Origin of the sequence: Robertmurraya phoenicis (assembly GCF_047302285.1) — a bacterium.
In the GTDB taxonomy this organism is placed as follows: domain Bacteria; phylum Bacillota; class Bacilli; order Bacillales; family Cytobacillaceae; genus Robertmurraya.
The window spans coordinates 2,198,418-2,214,894 of record NZ_CP154845.1; the positions used below are offsets into that span (position 1 = coordinate 2,198,418).

The 16,477-nt window shown below is 36.6% G+C and carries 17 protein-coding genes; 14 read left to right on the top strand and 3 right to left on the bottom strand.

All coding sequences use genetic code 11. The features are described from left to right. Window positions 1-94: 94 nt before the first annotated feature. Genes AA0X71_RS10910 through AA0X71_RS10925 form a run of 4 tightly spaced genes read left to right on the top strand, consistent with a single transcriptional unit; the run spans window position 95 to window position 2,952 of the window. Window positions 95-772, top strand: a complete 678-nt coding sequence (locus AA0X71_RS10910) for a sensor histidine kinase (protein WP_413362013.1) — start codon at window positions 95-97, stop codon at window positions 770-772. Beyond that, complete coding sequence (locus tag AA0X71_RS10915) at window positions 769-1,422, top strand: response regulator (RefSeq protein ID WP_413362015.1); 654 nt, start codon at window positions 769-771, stop codon at window positions 1,420-1,422. Before AA0X71_RS10910 ends, AA0X71_RS10915 begins: the two co-directional genes overlap by 4 nt. 54 nt (window positions 1,423-1,476) lie before the next feature. Next, window positions 1,477-1,923, top strand: coding sequence for a GAF domain-containing protein (locus AA0X71_RS10920; RefSeq protein ID WP_413362017.1), 447 nt, complete (start codon window positions 1,477-1,479; stop codon window positions 1,921-1,923). Window positions 1,924-1,938: 15 nt separating this feature from the next. Continuing rightward, on the top strand, window positions 1,939-2,952 hold the full coding sequence (locus tag AA0X71_RS10925; protein WP_413362019.1) for a PAS domain S-box protein: 1,014 nt from the start codon (window positions 1,939-1,941) through the stop codon (window positions 2,950-2,952). Between the two features lie 49 nt (window positions 2,953-3,001). On the opposite strand, the gene AA0X71_RS10930 is transcribed toward AA0X71_RS10925, so the two are convergent. After that, complete coding sequence (locus tag AA0X71_RS10930) at window positions 3,002-3,754, bottom strand: hypothetical protein (RefSeq protein ID WP_413362021.1); 753 nt, start codon at window positions 3,752-3,754, stop codon at window positions 3,002-3,004. After that, window positions 3,747-4,280 (bottom strand): RNA polymerase sigma factor, encoded by a 534-nt coding sequence (locus AA0X71_RS10935; protein ID WP_413362023.1) that lies wholly within the window; start codon window positions 4,278-4,280, stop codon window positions 3,747-3,749. The genes AA0X71_RS10930 and AA0X71_RS10935 overlap by 8 nt, the downstream gene beginning before the upstream one ends. Window positions 4,281-4,524: 244 nt before the next feature. Here AA0X71_RS10935 and AA0X71_RS10940 point away from each other — a divergent pair, with 244 nt between their 5' ends. From AA0X71_RS10940 to AA0X71_RS10985, 10 genes are all read left to right on the top strand, one after another. Beyond that, window positions 4,525-4,872: a hypothetical protein gene (locus AA0X71_RS10940; RefSeq protein WP_413362025.1), complete on the top strand. Its 348-nt coding sequence runs from the start codon at window positions 4,525-4,527 to the stop codon at window positions 4,870-4,872. Window positions 4,873-5,124: 252 nt separating this feature from the next. Continuing rightward, on the top strand, window positions 5,125-5,703 hold the full coding sequence (locus AA0X71_RS10945) for a hypothetical protein (protein ID WP_413362027.1): 579 nt from the start codon (window positions 5,125-5,127) through the stop codon (window positions 5,701-5,703). Between the two features lie 92 nt (window positions 5,704-5,795). After that, complete coding sequence (locus AA0X71_RS10950) at window positions 5,796-5,957, top strand: hypothetical protein (protein ID WP_413362029.1); 162 nt, start codon at window positions 5,796-5,798, stop codon at window positions 5,955-5,957. A gap of 122 nt (window positions 5,958-6,079) precedes the next feature. Then, window positions 6,080-6,856, top strand: a complete 777-nt coding sequence (locus AA0X71_RS10955; protein ID WP_413362031.1) for an ABC transporter ATP-binding protein — start codon at window positions 6,080-6,082, stop codon at window positions 6,854-6,856. Continuing rightward, window positions 6,853-7,608, top strand: a complete 756-nt coding sequence (locus tag AA0X71_RS10960) for an ABC transporter permease (RefSeq protein ID WP_413362033.1) — start codon at window positions 6,853-6,855, stop codon at window positions 7,606-7,608. Before AA0X71_RS10955 ends, AA0X71_RS10960 begins: the two co-directional genes overlap by 4 nt. A 26-nt stretch (window positions 7,609-7,634) precedes the next feature. Continuing rightward, window positions 7,635-8,645, top strand: coding sequence for an aliphatic sulfonate ABC transporter substrate-binding protein (locus AA0X71_RS10965; protein ID WP_413362035.1), 1,011 nt, complete (start codon window positions 7,635-7,637; stop codon window positions 8,643-8,645). 125 nt (window positions 8,646-8,770) lie between these two features. Further along, window positions 8,771-9,781 carry a YeiH family protein gene (locus AA0X71_RS10970; RefSeq protein WP_413362037.1) on the top strand — a complete coding sequence of 337 codons (1,011 nt, stop codon included), beginning with the start codon at window positions 8,771-8,773 and terminating at the stop codon, window positions 9,779-9,781. Between the two features lie 197 nt (window positions 9,782-9,978). Further along, window positions 9,979-12,672, top strand: a complete 2,694-nt coding sequence (locus tag AA0X71_RS10975; RefSeq protein WP_413362039.1) for a response regulator — start codon at window positions 9,979-9,981, stop codon at window positions 12,670-12,672. Window positions 12,673-12,751: 79 nt separating this feature from the next. Continuing rightward, complete coding sequence (locus tag AA0X71_RS10980; RefSeq protein ID WP_413362041.1) at window positions 12,752-13,591, top strand: CheR family methyltransferase; 840 nt, start codon at window positions 12,752-12,754, stop codon at window positions 13,589-13,591. Window positions 13,592-13,596: 5 nt separating this feature from the next. Then, window positions 13,597-15,537, top strand: a complete 1,941-nt coding sequence (locus tag AA0X71_RS10985; protein ID WP_413362043.1) for a PAS domain S-box protein — start codon at window positions 13,597-13,599, stop codon at window positions 15,535-15,537. 99 nt (window positions 15,538-15,636) lie between these two features. Here AA0X71_RS10985 and AA0X71_RS10990 read toward each other — a convergent pair whose 3' ends face one another. Then, a complete protein-coding gene (locus tag AA0X71_RS10990) occupies window positions 15,637-16,398 on the bottom strand; it encodes a DeoR/GlpR family DNA-binding transcription regulator (RefSeq protein WP_413362045.1) in 762 nt (253 codons plus the stop codon). Window positions 16,399-16,477 lie beyond the last annotated feature (79 nt).

Consider the following 16,477-nt stretch of genomic DNA (forward strand, 5'->3'; position numbering starts at 1 on the left):
TAGAGTGGGCTCATTATAGTATTTCGCGAAAATGGTCAGCAGATGATATATTTATATAAGAGAATATGGTGAAACGTTTAGAGGTGAGATGAAGATGATGGAATCTGTGCCAAAGAAGGATATTAATCGATATTTACTCCAGTCTTCAGAGGATGAAATTAAAAGAATTGCGTTGGATCTTCATGAAGGTGTAGGTCAAACTTTATACAGTGTATATACAGGGATTCAATTTCTTGAATCAAGCACCGAAGATGCAAAAATGAAAAATTATATTCGTGAGATGGCGGAAGTTTTAGAAAGAACGATTCAAGAGGTTCGTTATTTGTCTGTAGAGTTACATCCACCAACTCTTTCAACGATCGGGTTATTTCCAGCATTGCAAAGCTACTTGAAATTATATACTTCCACATTTGGTATCGTTGTAGAGGCTGAACAAAAAGGTGAAGAATTACCCTTACCTGTAAGTCACCGCATTGGACTGTTTCGCGTTTGTCAAGAAGCGTTGGCGAATATCGCCAAATATGCAGATTCTGACAAAATAAAGATTCAGTTGATTTGGGAACATCATCGAATTCAAATCATGATCGAAGATTTTGGGATAGGCTTTGACGTGAAAGCTCATCTACATAGTCATGGGTTAGCAGCGATGGGAGAAAGAATGAAGTTAATCGGTGGAGAATGCATTATTTCTTCCGAATTAGGTAAGGGTACGATGATAAGGCTAGACCTCGGTGTACCATCGGACGTTCGTCGAGAGGAGGAGAGAGCTTGATTAAAGTATTGCTTGTAGACGATCATGCTGTCGTAAGAATGGGATTAAAGATGCTCTTGGATCACCATTCAGAGATGGAGGTTGTTGGTGAGGCGTCTGAAGGAAATGAAGGAATTCATAAGGCCAACGAATTAAAACCTAATGTTGTGGTGATGGACTTAAGTATGCCTCATGGTAAAGACGGCCTTTCCGCGACTTCAGAGTTAAAAAAGCAAATGCCGGAAGTAGCAATTTTGATATTAACGATGCATGATGATGAAGAATATTTATTTCGCGCAATTCAAGCAGGTGCCTCTGGATGTATTTTAAAAAGTGCACCTCATGAAGAGCTGATTCAGGCGATTAAATCAGTCTCAAATGGAGATGCCTACCTCCATCCATCGGCGACAAAGAGATTGATGGAGGAATACTTAAGTAGTACGAAGGACGAGGATGGAGATTTAATCCATTTATTATCAGACAGAGAAAGGGAAGTGCTTACCTTAATTGCAAAAGGCTATTCCAATAAAGAAATTGGTGAACGGCTAGCGATTAGTGTCAAAACAGTAGAAACACATAAAGGGAATATTATGGAGAAGCTACGCATGAAAACAAGACCAGAGCTTGTTGCCTTTGCTCTAAAAAAAGGGCTTCTAGGTCATTTTTTGTAAACACTTTTGGTGTTTGTTTTCAGGTGAATTGAGTCTTTATAAAGGAAGGTTTCGATGTTTAATAATAGTAAAAACTATGAACCCATTTTAAGAGAGTGTGAGCAGATCAAAGATCAGATCCATTGTGATTTTGTAGGCTTCGCTTTTCAGAATACGATTGGACCAGACATTAAATGGCATATTGCAGCCGGTAACCATAACGAAAAATACAAGTTGATTTCTGTTCGTTATGGAAAAGGGATTGCTGGAAGAGTAATATCTACTGGGAGCGCCATGACCATTGAAGATTTCCCAAATGATATCATCGGAAAGGTATTGGAGTATCCGATTATGCTTGCGGAGAAGCTTATCTATTCCTTTGCAGTACCTGTTCAATTTAAGGGGATGGCAAAAGGCGTGTTGCTAATAGGAAATCGTTCAAACAAGTCCCTTTCTGCTCAAGATAAATTGTTGGTACAAGCGGCCTCAAGTAATATTGAGAAGATTATTAGTGCTAAATAAGATTGAGGTGGAAAAATGAACATTGATTCGAATTTTTCACAACCATATAAAGAATTATTAGATTTAAAATATGCATTAGATGCATCTGCAATTGTGGCGTATACGGATCAAAGAGGCGTTATTCAATATGTAAATGATAAGTTTTGTGAAATCTCGGCCTATTCAAGAGAGGAATTAATTGGGAAAGATCACCGGATCGTGAATTCACAATTTCATCCGAAGGAATTTTTTCGAGAAATGTGGAGGACCATTTCTTCAGGGGAAGTATGGAAGGGTGAAATTCGAAATCGAGCAAAAACAGGAAAGTACTATTGGGTTGATACCATCATTGTTCCATTTTTGACCGAAGAGGGTCGACCATACCAATACTTAGCGATTCGTTATGAAATTACGAAGCGAATGAAGATCGAAGAAGAGTTGAAGCAAATGATGACAAGATTAATCGACGTACAGGAGGACGAAAGGAAGAAGCTTTCTCGAGACCTTCATGATGGGATTGGACAAAATCTTTATAGCCATTTGATTACGATCAATCTTCTCCAATCGGAAGTGATTCATCCACTCATTGATCAACTTCAACACGAAGCATCAGAATTAATAGAAGAGATTCGAAAAATCTCATGGGAATTACGCCCCTCCGTACTAGATGACCTAGGGCTCATACCTGCGATTCGCTCTTACTTAACTCGCTATTCAAAGCATTATGGCATTGATGTAGAATTAGATTGTCATATAAATAGAAGAATCTCGTCTAACAAAGAAGTGGCTATTTATCGAATCATTCAAGAAGCGCTGACAAATACGCGTAAGTATGCAGAAACGGAAAAAGCGGTCGTCACGATAAGAGAATTAGACAACTCGATTAGAGTATTAGTAGAAGATTTTGGAATAGGATTTGACCATCAGAAAGCACAACGTAGAGTCGGGCTTTTTAGTATGGAAGAAAGAGCCCGTGCCGTAAATGGAATGTTACAAATTCAATCTACACTAGACAAGGGAACGAAAGTGATTTTTGAAGTGCCGATTTGAAATTAAATGAAAGGACAGTCACCATATAAATGATAACTGTCCTTTATAATTACTCTTCTACGATATGAAATTCCTTTAACATAGCATCGAATCGTGCTCCATGACCTTCTTCGGCTTCAGCGAAGTATTTTTGCTGAATAACAAAGCTACCACCAGAACCATTATCAAGAACATAAACCTTTGTTAGTTCATTATCCCAGTCTGTACCGTTCTTCTTGGCCATAAGCATAAATCCGCTAAGAGGCTCGTTCGTTTCTTCTTCAAGTATAGTAATAGGATACTGTGCTAAAATCTCTTCTTTTATCACGGTAAAAGCTTCATTGACTGGTTGATCTTTACGTTGCGTAATGGTCATGGAAACTTCTGGATAGCGGTCTTCAAGAGGCTCTTTTGTCGTAATGACATCTCCGGCATCTGTTTCTTCCATCACATACCGTTCTTCATCTATATAAATAACATATTCTGCTTCTTTTCCTTCATTTAAGGTAAGATTTGTGTCCTCATCTTGTCCTTCGATACTTTGGATAATTTCCTTTTCAGGTTCAAACATCGATCTAACTTTGTCAACTAAGGCACTCCCCGTTTCTGTTTGTGAACCAAATGCAACAAACATGACGGCTGCAGCGCCAACTAATAAGCTCCATTTTCTCTTTTTCGGTTTCAATTTTTTGACCTCTCCCTTTTTCTCATTAGCAAATAATTCTTCTTCGATGCTTTTCCAGATCTCTTCTTTTTCATTAGGGTGGAAGTTTGACATTTCTTCTAAGCTCTCCTCAATTTTTTTATCCTCATCCTTAAACATGCTTTTTCCCCCTATCCTCAAGATCATTTAAATAATTCCTTAATAATGTTCTGCCCTTGTGTAGTCGTGATTTGATTGTGTTTTGATTTGTCTCTAATACAGTTGAGATTTCCCGTTCTGAGAAACCTTTGAGATATTTTAAAATAATAGGGGTCCTGTACAGCTCATTTAGAGACTGGATGGCCTCATTTAATTCGGAGAAATCTTCAGTCTTATTAGTTGAATCTTCTACATCACCTTCTAAATAATCTTGCTGATAGCTAATTTTTGACTCCTTTTTCATGATTCGATTACATTCATTTGTGAGAATGCGATAAAACCAAGGATCGAAGGGTCTGCTTGAATCATAGGAGGATATGTTTCTATATACGCGAATAAAAGTCTCCTGGGTAGCTTCCTTCGCTAGTTCTTGATTTTTTGTAATTAATATCGCTACGCGTAGGGCTTTATCAATCTGTTGATTATATAAGGTTCGAAAAGCTTCTTTATCACCTGACTTAATACCATGAAGCAAAGATGGATCCATGGAATATTTCCACTCCTCTCGAGAACTTGCTTGAAATGCATTTCTATCTATTAATACCAATAGGTTGATAAAAAAGTTTGCTCATTTTGAAAAATAACGTAGAAAATTTTAGTGTTAGATGCAATCGTATTGTCAACTACCATGTAGAAATGTTGAAAAATCGTCAACGATTTAGCTTATTATTGTAACAATATTTCTACTGTGTAAATGTTACAATGTCTATATTGGAAGGGAGCAATTGAAAATGGAGAAGGAACTACAGGGAATTATGGATTTATTGAATCAAATGAATTCTAATTTAAATACGAAGTTTGCGGTAATAGAAGAGAGACTTTCCAAGCTAGAAAAAATAGATAGCATTGAACACCGCGTGATTGTTAATCAAATTGATCTAACTGATATAAAAGATATTCTTTTTCGATTGGAAGGTCAACCAACAGAAAAAATGATAATGGTCATTAATGAAGCGATAACTAGATTCGAAAACTCCTATCAACTTCATCTTCAAGAAGTAAATAAAAGGCTAGATAGCCAGCTGTTGAAAATTGCTAAAACGGAAGAAGATATTTTAATGCTAAAGGTAAGTCAATAGTCATTTTGATTTTCAATATTTGTTATCTAGTTCATGAAAGGTCTAGAGAGAATAGTTTCTCCGGATCTTTTTTGTTTGTTATTATTGTCAACTTCTAAAAGAAAATCTCACCTTAGAATGGGCAATTTTTGACATGCGTGCACTTTGTTACAGTCAAATTACTAAAAATGCTATATAATTCAATTCAGATAATAATTTTTAAAATGGAATGTACTCCAAGAATTTTAGAAACTTGAAGGAATGGGCTTAATCATGAACATGTATGAGATGATAATTGATATTTTAGAAAAAAATGGACCTGTTTCTTTCCACGCAATTTGTGAAGAAATGAATGAAAGGAACTGGACAAGTAAAGGAAGTAAAAATCCAGTTCAAGTATCCCATGTAAAATCCGTGGTCAGTAGAAAAAAAGATTTATTCACTGTCAGTAATGATATTGTTTCGATAAGGGAAGAGAAGGAGCTTCTCTCTTTATCGGCTATGATCGGGGGGTTTCCCGGGCCATCTTTTAAAGTAGAAGTGGACTTTATTCATCAACGGTTTTTCATGTTTGAATGGAATAATGATGGCTTTATGAAAAAAGTTCGAGAAGAAAGAACGATTTACATTGGTGATGTTGAAAAGTTTAAAAAAGAAATCATACGATTAAAAATTTGGGATTGGGAAAGAGATTATCAACCTGATTCCCTTTTATTAGATGGAACCAATTGGTCAGTTACACTGAGAACAAAAGGCAAAGTGTATGAAAGTGAAGGACTTCAAACTTTCCCTGGAAATTGGAAAAAGTTCTGTCATGCCATTTCCCACCTCGTCGGGATAACGTTTGAATAGTTATCAATCCTTTATGTGAAATTCCCTTGAATAAATTCATTCATGTAGGTGATTCTATAATTAATGAATGACTAAGTGAGGGAGTGATTTCCATGAATAAAAAAGAACCATTTCATTGTCAAGAAGACATGGATGTAGTGCATCATCAATTAGTGGAACAAATCGCTCGGATTAGTGTTGATGAAGAGGAAGAACGTATGCGAGATGAACTTGAATTAACTGAACAAGATGGAGCTAACAAGAAAGATGGTTAGCTCTATTTTTTTTGGATTTAGTATAAACACGTTTAAATGGTTGACATTGTTGAAAAAACACATATAATAAAACCATGTATTCCGAGTATTATGATAAGATTTATTAGAATAGGTGAGAATTTATGTTTATAGACATCAAAAAAATTGATAAACAATATTTAAATAAAGACAATCAGCCCGTTGATGTTTTAAAGGATATCAATTTATCAATTGATAAGGGTGAGTTTATCTCCATTCTTGGACCATCTGGATGTGGAAAATCAACTCTTCTTAACATTGTCGCAGGTTTAACAAAGCCGACAGATGGAGTCGTTCAAGTGAACGGGACAAAAGTGATGAAGCCAGGGAGAGACAGAGGGATGGTGTTTCAGCAGGCAGCACTTTTTCCATGGTTGAATGTGTTAGAAAATGTTATTTTTCCACTAAAAAAGATCATGTCCAAAAAAGAAGCAGCAGAAGCGGCCATGAAATATTTGCAAATGGTCCAACTTGGTAAATACACTGAACATTATCCTCATGAACTTTCAGGTGGAATGCAACAACGTGTCGCGATTGCAAGAGCGTTAGCGATGGACCCTGAAACGTTATTAATGGATGAGCCATTTGGGGCTTTAGACGAACAAACTCGTTCGAGATTGCATACACAACTCGAAACCATTTGGATGGAGACGAAGAAAACCATACTTTTCGTTACACATAGTATCTCCGAGTCTATTAAGCTATCTGATCGAATTATTGTGATGGGGACAAAGCCAGGGCTTATTTTAGAAGATATTAAAGTCGATATTCCAAGACCGAGACAAGAGCATAAGCAACAAGTGATAGAGCTTGAAGAGCATATCATGAGCTTCTTGAAAAAGGAGATTGACAAGGTTGTTAGTGAGGAATTAGCGATATGAAAAAATTCACAAGACAAATAATCTTTTTTGCTGTTGTTATCTTCCTTTGGGAGCTAGGTTCCCGCCTTGAATTATGGATGCCGATTATTCTCCCATCTCCAACGATGGTTTTTAATGCTCTTGTAACAGGGTTTGAAGATAAAACACTCATTTATGATTTAGTGGCCAGCTTCAAACGATTATTTATCGGTTTAGGAATTTCGCTTGTCCTTGGAGGAGCAATTGGCATTCTTCTCGCAAAATCAAAATACGCAGATGATACCCTCGGCTCACTTATTTTAGCTCTACAAAGTGTACCAAGTATTGTTTGGCTCCCACTTGCCATTATGTGGTTTGGGATGAATGAAGTATCTGTCATATTTGTAGTTGTCCTTGGAGGAACCTTCGTTATGACCTTAAATATGCGGATGGGAATAAAGAATGTTTCCCCATTATATATACGAGCGGCGCAGACAATGGGATCAAAGGGAATGGATTTATTTTTCCGGGTCGTATTTCCGGCTTCCATACCATATGTAGTTACGGGGGCTAGACTTGCTTGGGCCTTTGCATGGAGAGCATTAATGGCAGGGGAATTATTAAGCACAGGTCCAGGATTAGGTTACACTCTTCGATATGCGTCAGATTTTGGAGATATGAGCCTTGTAATAGGTGTTATCGTGATTATCGGAGTGATTGGCTCTGTTGTCGACCAGCTTATTTTTAACAGAGTCGAGAAATCGGTAATGAAACGATGGGGACTAGAATCATAGAAAAAAGTTTACTAGGAGGGGAAAAGATGAAGAAGAAATCTTTATTAATATTCATGACGTTTATGTTATTTGTAGGAATTTTAGCAGGTTGTGGAACGAATTCTGCAAACGGCTCAAAAGAAAAAGTGGTGATTGGATATTTTCCGAATATTAATCACGTTCCAGCAATGATCGCGAAGGATAAGGGATATTTTGAGCAACAATTAGGCGATGGAACAACAGTAGAATATAAAACATTCGCAGATGGTGCAGCATTTATGACGGCCTTGAAAACAGGAGAGATTGATGCAGGCCTAGTAGGTCCTGGACCGGCGATGAACAACTATTCGACTGGTGCTGATGTAAGAATTATCGCAGGAGCTTCAACAGGTGGGACAGTCGTTTTAGCAAGAGAGGGAAGCGGGATCACGACTCCTGAGGATCTGGCAGGAAAGACCTTTATTACACCAGCTGTAGGTTGCACACATGACGTACAATATGAAACCTATTTACAAGACATTGGTATCACTTCTGAACGGATTGGTGGTACGATGAAGCATTTAACAGGAAATCCAGCACAATATTCAGCTATGCTTCAAGCCGGTAAAATTGATATTGCGGTTGCACCAGAACCTTGGGCAGCGCAAATTCAGATGGAAACTGGAGCTGAAGTGGTTATCCCGTGGAACGAAATTTCTTTTGGTGAAACATTACCTGCCTCAATCCTTGTGACAAGTGGCGACATGATTGAGAACAATAATGAAACAATTGAAAAAATCGTAGAGGCTCATAAAGAAGCCGTTAAATTTATTGAGGAAAATCCTGAAGAAGCAAAAGAAATAACCATTAAGGATATTAAAGAAACAACTGGTCAAGAGTTAGACCAAGAAGTTGTCGATCTTGCTTGGGAACGAATTGGCTTCACATATGAAGTAGATAGAGATGCTGTTCAAGCTTTTGCAGATAGCTCTTACACATTAAAGTTCTTAAAAGAACAACCAAATTTCAGCGAATTAATTGACGACCAATTTATTAACACAGCGACAGCAAGTCGTTAATAAATGCAAATGAGATAAAAAAAGGGTGTTAAAGAAGTGAATTCTTTGATACCCTTTTTTATGTGAATTAAATTTACTAAAGACAATGATCTATGGCGTCTATTTATAGAGGAGAAGTGGAAATTTTGCAAGGACTACATGATATGAGCACCAAGTGGAAAAAAAGGCTTAGCGGAATGATCCTCGTGGTGTTGATTGCGGTCGGTGCTAACTATTTGGGGGGTCTCTTTCCTTTAATAGGGAGTATTCTTTTTGCCATTATTATCGGGCTTATGATCCGAAATTTATGGGCAGTACCTATTAAGTATGAATCAGGTTTGAATTTTGTCATTACTAAGTTGTTGAAATTAGCTGTAATCTTTTTAGGTGTCAGCTTGAATTTAAATGCAATCGTCAAAATTGGCCAACAATCTCTATTTGTCGTTATCACCTCTGTGATAGTAGGAATTGGCCTTACTTATTGGTTTGGTAGATTATTAAAATTGGATCGAACACTTACACTAATGATCGGAATCGGGACGAGCATTTGTGGGGCTACAGCTATTTCTTGTGTAAAAGGGGTTTTAGAAGCGAAAGATGATGAAACGGCCTATGCCATTTCCACGATTGTCTTTTTTAATTTGATTGCTTTCTTTGTTTATCCTTTTGTGGGACATTTACTCAACTTTGATTCAATGTCCTTTGGTATCTGGGCTGGGGCAGCCGTTCATGATACATCTTCTGCCGTTGCCGTTGGATTTGCCTATAGCAACGAAGCAGGAAATATAGCTACTACCGTAAAGCTAGCGAGAACATTGTTTCTATTACCAGTTATTCTAATTTTGCCATTTCTAATGGGTAAACAAAATAAGGGGAATATCAAGCACTCTTTAAAAACAGCATTCCCTTGGTTTATTGTTTGGTTCTTATTGATGAGTGTTTTAAATACGATAGGTTTATTTCCAACTTGGCTCCAAAGCTTAAGCAATGATCTCGCAAAATTTATGATCGTGATGGTCATGGCTGCAGTCGGATTACAGGTGAACATTAAAGGATTTGCTAAGCTTGGCTTCAAGCCGTTTTTAACTGGACTATTTGCCTCTACTTCAGTGTCTATAATCAGCTTAATTATGATTTATTATTTCATATCGAATTGATTTCGCTAGGGAGGTATCTTCTTAGCGTTTTTTTCTGTATTGAAATATGATAATTTTATACAAAATTCAGCAAAAAGATATAAAATAATAGTTAAAATTTGGTTTGATTTTTAAAAAATAGGGAAAATAGTAGAATTGATAGTTTAGATAGAGAAAATGTAAAATTAGATAATCAAAACACTAAAGGGGTTTAGTAAATGAAGTACACGACAAGATTATATATTGGATTTGGATTAATGATCTTAGTGTTAACGATGATTATCACCTTAATTGTGGGAATTCTCAATATTCAAAATCAAGATATGAACAATTTGGTAGAAGATCGGTATGAAAAAATAAAACTGCTCAACCATATTCGACAAGGAGCAAAGAGTATTGATAATGAACTAAATAATCTTCTACAGAGCGATGAGACTACAAATGAAGACCGTATAGAGACCATTCGTACAGAAATGATTAGCATCAATGACGATATTAGTATATTGAAGGACGTCATTCAAGTGCCGGAGGCGAGAGAGATATTAACGAGCACGGTCTCGCATTTCGATACATATGAAAAAACTGTCGAACAAATCATATCACAAATATTATACGATAATCAGGCTCAGGCTCAAAGTATACAAACTAATGTTAATGAACAATATCATCAAATTATCACCGTTATCGACCAGTTGATTTCTGTTCAAGAAGGAATTATGGAGGATACTCTAGCAAGCTCAAAATCTAATTATAATCTCTTTATTAAAGTTAGCATTGTGTCGATCTTTGTCGCCCTCATTCTCGGCTATATTGTATCCAGATGGGTGATTAAAGATATTAAGACACGTTTTCGCAGTATAAGAGATGTCATGAAAAGTATTCAATACGGTTCGGAGGATCTTCCACGTTTAGTAATGGATGGAAGAGATGAAATAGGGGAAATTGCTTTAGCGTATAATGAAATGGCACAAGCTCTTGAGGACCATGAACGGATGGAAAGAGAGTATACAGAAGAAGTCGAGGAACAAAATTGGTTATCAAAGCGATTGGCGGAATTATCGATGTTGTCGCAGGAAATATTGGATATTTTAAAATTGGGCGATACATATCTTCAAGAAATGGCGCCGATGGTAGATGCCACGTATGGTTCCTTATACATAGTAAAGGAAGAAGGTTCAGAACAAAATTTATCACAGGTTTCTGTATATGCAGGTTCAGCAGATGAAAAATTCCCTGAAAAAGAAAAAATTAAATGGGGAGAAGGATTAATAGGTCAATGTGCAAAGGATGGAAAAATTAAACAAATACATCAGGTGCCAGAAGATTATGTTTCGATTTCATCAAGTATTGGAAAGACAAAACCAAATTCGATCATGATTGTCCCTATTCATCTTGATGGAGACGTTGTTGGAGTTATGGAACTGGCAACACTTACGGAATTTTCTCCACTTCAAGAGAAATTGCTCATGGAAGCGACAAAGCAACTTGGAATTACGATTTATCGAATTAATCAACAAATGCAAGTAAGACAGCTTTTAGAAGAATCCCAAACCTTAAACGAAGAATTGCAAAGTCAATCTGAGGAATTACAGTTACAGCAGGAAGAATTGCGGACAATGAACGAGGAACTCGAAGCACAATATCGACATTCTGAGCAAAAAACGAAAGATTTAGAGAATACAAAGCAAGAATTAGAGGAAAGAACGAAACAGCTTCAATTAAGTTCTAAGTATAAATCAGAATTTTTAGCGAATATGTCACATGAATTAAGAACGCCATTAAATAGTTTATTGATTCTGGCGCAAATTTTACTTGAAAACAAAGAGGAGAATTTAACGGATAAACAACAGGAGTATGCTAGTACGATTTATGCATCTGGAAAAGATTTGCTCAATTTAATTAACGATATTCTCGATTTAACAAAAATTGAATCGGGAAAATTGGATATTCACGAAGCACCATTGAACATGAACGAGTTGGAACAATTTTTCAAGAAGCAGTTTGAGCCTATGGCAGAAAAGAAGGGAATTCAATTTGAAGTTGAAATTGATGAAGAGCTCCCGAATACATTTCGTACTGATGAGCAAAAGGTGTATCAAATTTTAAAGAATCTTCTTTCGAATGCCATAAAATTTACGGAACGGGGATATGTCAAGCTTCAAGTACAAAAAACGATTGGGAGTCGCGGGGAAACATATGTTTTATTTGAAGTTTCAGATACTGGAATTGGGATTTCAAAACAGAATCAACAGCTTATTTTTGAAGCCTTTCAACAGGCTGACGGTACAACGAGTCGCAAATATGGTGGTACAGGATTAGGGCTTTCGATAAGCAGAGAACTGGCAGCTTTATTAAATGGATATATAACGGTTGTGAGTGAAGAAGGGGAAGGTAGTGTGTTTACTTTTTATCTACCAATCTCTAAATTACGAGAAAAACAGGATGGAGAACGAGAAGTTGCCGTTACAGTTGAAGAGATGAACCCTCAGTTAATTATGGCCCCTGCTCTTTTATCAGAGCCCGTTCAGGATCAATATCTAGTAGGAAAAAAGGTTCTCGTCGTTGATGACGATATGAGAAATGTATTTTCACTTACTACGGCTCTAGAAGCGGTCGGAATGAAAGTCTCTTTTGCAGAGAACGGGAAAGATAGCATTCAATATTTACAAGAAAGCGAAGATGTAGATATCGTTTTAATGGATATTATGATGCCTGAAATGGATGGCTATGAAGCGATGAGGACGATACGAGAGAATGAGCGCTTTTATAACTTACCGATTGTGGCTTTAACGGCAAAGGCGATGAGTCATGATCGGAAAAAGTGTATCGATGCAGGCGCATCCGACTATATTACGAAGCCGGTTAATTTAGAGCAATTATATTCTTTATTAAAAGTGTGGCTCTATAAATAGAGTTTCGTTTTTAATCGACTGACAGTCTGTTACCAAATTTGTAGTCTCTTAAAAGACTTGCGGATGGAAGGTAGATGAAATGAATATCCAGCAGAGTGACAAGTTAGAAAATATTGAAGTGAAACTGTTGCTAGAGGGAATATATCAATGTTATGGACTCGATTTTAGAGATTATGCAGTGACTTCTATTCGGAGAAGAATTTTATATCGTATGAAAGTAGATAATATCGAAACCATTACACAGCTATTAGATAGAATCTTCCATGATCCAAAAATGATGGAGAAGCTCTATTTTGACTTCTCTATTAATGTGTCGGAGATGTTTCGCGATCCAAGTTTCTTCTTGATAATGAGAAAAAAACTCCTTCCTGAATTAGCTAAATATCCACTTATCCGAATTTGGCATGCTGGATGTTCAACGGGTGAGGAAGTCTATTCAATGGCGATTTTATTAAAGGAAGAAGGGCTTTTTGATAAGTCGAGAATCTATGCGACCGATATTAATGAAAAAGTATTGGAAGTAGCGAAAAAAGGGAAATTTCCATTAAAGAAGATGCAAGAATATACGAATAACTATGTGAATTCAGGAGGAGTACAAGATTTTTCTGCCTATTATACAGTTCAAAATGACTTTGCGAAGTTTGACACAGACCTATCAAAAAATATTACCTTTGCACAGCATAATTTAGTGACAGATGGTTCTTTCAATGAGTTTCATATGATCATCTGCCGAAATGTACTTATTTATTTTAATAAATCATTACAGGAACGTGTTCATACTTTATTCTTTCACAGTTTAAGTAACAATGGTTTCCTTGGTCTTGGGAGCCGTGAAGGACTATTAAATAGAATGAAAGATTTATCCTATCAAGTGATCGATCAAAAAGAAAGAATCTATCAAAAGGAAACGGGGGTGTGAGTACTATGGAGGATAAAAAAGTCAACATCCTATTAGTAGATGATCGTCCAGAAAACTTATTAGCATTAGAAGCCGTGCTCAATTCACCTGATTATTGTCTCATACAGGCAAATTCAGGCATGGAGGCCTTGAAGTGGGTTCTTAAGAAAGAATTTGCTGTTATTTTGCTGGATGTTCAGATGCCTGAACTTAACGGATTTGAAACAGCGAAAATGATTCGTGAACGAGAAAAAACAAAAGATGTCCCGATTATTTTTATTACAGCTTTAAGTCAAACACTTGAAAATATTCTTTATGGATATTCAGTTGGAGCAATCGATTACATATTAAAACCTGTGGACCCAATCATTTTAAAGTGTAAAGTTGATGGATTTGTTTCCATGTATTTACATAAGAAAAAGGTAATTGAACAGAATGAGTTGATCACAACTAGAACAAAGGAATTAGAAACCGTTTCAGCTGAACTTCGAAAAAAAGAAGCAATGGCTCGCGCGGTGGGAGAGACTTCGATTGATACAATTGTTTCCTTTAATGAAGAGGGGGATATTCTATCTGTTAATCCTGCCGTAACATCCATGTTTGGTTATTCAAATCATGAATTGATTGGTGAACGAGTCGATATTTTATTTGAATTTTCTATTGATGATATTCCGAAAAGAGCCAATGTTGACACGATCGGATTAAGAAAAAACAAGTCCGTCTTTCCAATTGAAATCCACCTTGCAGATGCAGCAGTTGAAAACGAAAAAATATATGTATGTACGATCCGAGATATTACAGAAAGAAAGCTGTATTTTGATCAGTTAGAAGGCTTAGTAGTGGAAAGGACGAAAGAACTTTATAAAATGAATAAAAATCTTCATCGAGAAATAGATGAAAAGAAGGCAACGCTAAAACAACTGTATGAAAGTGAGGAAAAATATCGTCTACTTGTAGAAAAAGCACCAGAGACCATTATCGTTAGAAAGGTGAAGAGCGACAAAATTACGTTCATTAATGAAACGGGGGTACAGTTATTAAAAGGTAGATCCAAAGATGATATTGTTGGTATGAGTATGTATGATTTGATTCATTCATCTTATCATGAACGGGCAAAAAAGATTTTTAAGGAATTACAAGATGGATTACCAGTACGGCCATATGAAGAGAAATTTGTATGCTTAAATGGTGATATTATTGATATTCAGGTGAAGATTATACCGTTTGTTTATGGTGGAGAGGAATCATTACATATTGTCATTCGAGATGTAACGGAAATCAAACGCAATCAGGAATTTATACAGCAAACGGAAAAGTTAAGCGTGGTTGGAGAGCTTGCGGCAGGGATTGCTCACGAAATTCGTAACCCTTTAACTAGTTTAAAAGGTTTTACTCAATTATTAGATCATGAATTTTCAACTGAAAGTGGTTATGTGGATATCATGATTTCCGAAATCGAACGCATTAACACTATTGTTGGTGAACTATTGCTGTTAGCAAAGCCAACACAGGATGAGTTTAGGCAGGTTTGTTTAGAGGGTTTATTAGAAAATGTGCAAATGCTTATGAGTGCCCAGGCCAATTTACATGGCGTCGTGATCGAGCAAAGCTACGATCGACCTATACATAATCTCCGTTTTAACGGTGTGGAGAATAAAATTAAACAAGTTTTTATAAATATTATAAAAAATGCGATCGAAGCAATGGAAAACGGCGGGAAGATCACCTTAGAAACGATAAAAATGGATTCTAACATTCTAATTGCTTTTCACGATACAGGTTCCGGAATCCCTTCTCATGTATTACATAAAATTGGCAATCCTTTTTATACAACAAAAGAAAAAGGGACTGGACTTGGTTTAATGATTTCAAAAAGCATTATTGAAAGTCATGAAGGGGAATTGAGAATCAATAGTGAAGTAGGAAAGGGAACAACAGTGGAAGTGTTACTTCCGGTTTGTGAGTAAATACTAAAGTTAGAGAGCAATAAAAAGAGTACATGTACATATATGAATCAGGCAGATTTAAATAAAAAGCTGACTCCACATAAAAAGGAGACAGCTTTTTTAATAGTATAATGGATATTTATTTTTTTCAAAAAATAGTATCGTTTCCTTATCTATTCTATCGTCTGTCACGACGCCACTCACTTCCTCGGCATGGCAGATTTTGATCATCGCATGCTGACCGAATTTATGATGATCGGCTACAGCATAGATCTGATTGGCATTACGGAACATCGCTGTTTTTACCTCATACTCGTCAAAACCATAATCCATAAAGCCAAGCTCGGGAGTGAAGCCGGATACACTCATGAAAAAGGTATCGATTTGGAAACGCTCGATATATTGGATCGCAGAGGCGCCACCGATAAAAAGTTCCCCATTGTTTATTTCTCCGCCGGGAAGCAGAACCGTCCATTTCGTATTGAGAGCCATCTGCTGTGCATTGAGCAGGTCATTCGTCAAAACAGTTAATTGCTTAAAATGGTTCATTAACTCCTGAACGATGGTGAGGTTTGTCGTGCTCGCGTCAAAAGCGATGAAGTCACCTTCTTTCACCAACGGCACACAGTTTCTCGCGAGGTTTTGTTTTTCTTTTATATGTACCGTTTTTCGTTCAATAAAGTTCTTGGCCTGGGTATTCTTTTTGATGGCAATTGCTCCGCCATACACTCTTTTTAAAAATTGCTCCGCTTCCAGTTCCTCCAAATCTCGACGAATCGTTTCCATGGACACGTTAAATGTCTCACTTAAATGCTTTACTTGGACAGTTCTGTGTTTATGCAATTCCTCAAGGATGATATTAAATCTTTCGTTTTTTTTCAAAAAACCAACTCCTTTATCCAGATCTTATACGAATAATGTGGGATTGAAAAGAAAAATGTGAGTTTAGTGTGATTTATTT

What these genes read in the sequence shown, in the direction of transcription:
- AA0X71_RS10925 (WP_413362019.1), top strand. Translation starts at nt 1,939, where the DNA reads ATGAACATTGATTCGAATTTTTCACAACCATATAAAGAATTATTAGAT.
- AA0X71_RS10955 (WP_413362031.1), top strand. Translation starts at nt 6,080, where the DNA reads ATGTTTATAGACATCAAAAAAATTGATAAACAATATTTAAATAAAGAC.
- AA0X71_RS10940 (WP_413362025.1), top strand. Translation starts at nt 4,525, where the DNA reads ATGGAGAAGGAACTACAGGGAATTATGGATTTATTGAATCAAATGAAT.
- AA0X71_RS10965 (WP_413362035.1), top strand. Translation starts at nt 7,635, where the DNA reads ATGAAGAAGAAATCTTTATTAATATTCATGACGTTTATGTTATTTGTA.
- AA0X71_RS10960 (WP_413362033.1), top strand. Translation starts at nt 6,853, where the DNA reads ATGAAAAAATTCACAAGACAAATAATCTTTTTTGCTGTTGTTATCTTC.
- AA0X71_RS10975 (WP_413362039.1), top strand. Translation starts at nt 9,979, where the DNA reads ATGAAGTACACGACAAGATTATATATTGGATTTGGATTAATGATCTTA.
- AA0X71_RS10930 (WP_413362021.1), bottom strand. Translation starts at nt 3,754, where the DNA reads ATGTTTAAGGATGAGGATAAAAAAATTGAGGAGAGCTTAGAAGAAATG.
- AA0X71_RS10920 (WP_413362017.1), top strand. Translation starts at nt 1,477, where the DNA reads ATGTTTAATAATAGTAAAAACTATGAACCCATTTTAAGAGAGTGTGAG.
- AA0X71_RS10985 (WP_413362043.1), top strand. Translation starts at nt 13,597, where the DNA reads ATGGAGGATAAAAAAGTCAACATCCTATTAGTAGATGATCGTCCAGAA.
- AA0X71_RS10910 (WP_413362013.1), top strand. Translation starts at nt 95, where the DNA reads ATGATGGAATCTGTGCCAAAGAAGGATATTAATCGATATTTACTCCAG.
- AA0X71_RS10950 (WP_413362029.1), top strand. Translation starts at nt 5,796, where the DNA reads ATGAATAAAAAAGAACCATTTCATTGTCAAGAAGACATGGATGTAGTG.
- AA0X71_RS10935 (WP_413362023.1), bottom strand. Translation starts at nt 4,280, where the DNA reads ATGGATCCATCTTTGCTTCATGGTATTAAGTCAGGTGATAAAGAAGCT.
- AA0X71_RS10980 (WP_413362041.1), top strand. Translation starts at nt 12,752, where the DNA reads ATGAATATCCAGCAGAGTGACAAGTTAGAAAATATTGAAGTGAAACTG.
- AA0X71_RS10945 (WP_413362027.1), top strand. Translation starts at nt 5,125, where the DNA reads ATGAACATGTATGAGATGATAATTGATATTTTAGAAAAAAATGGACCT.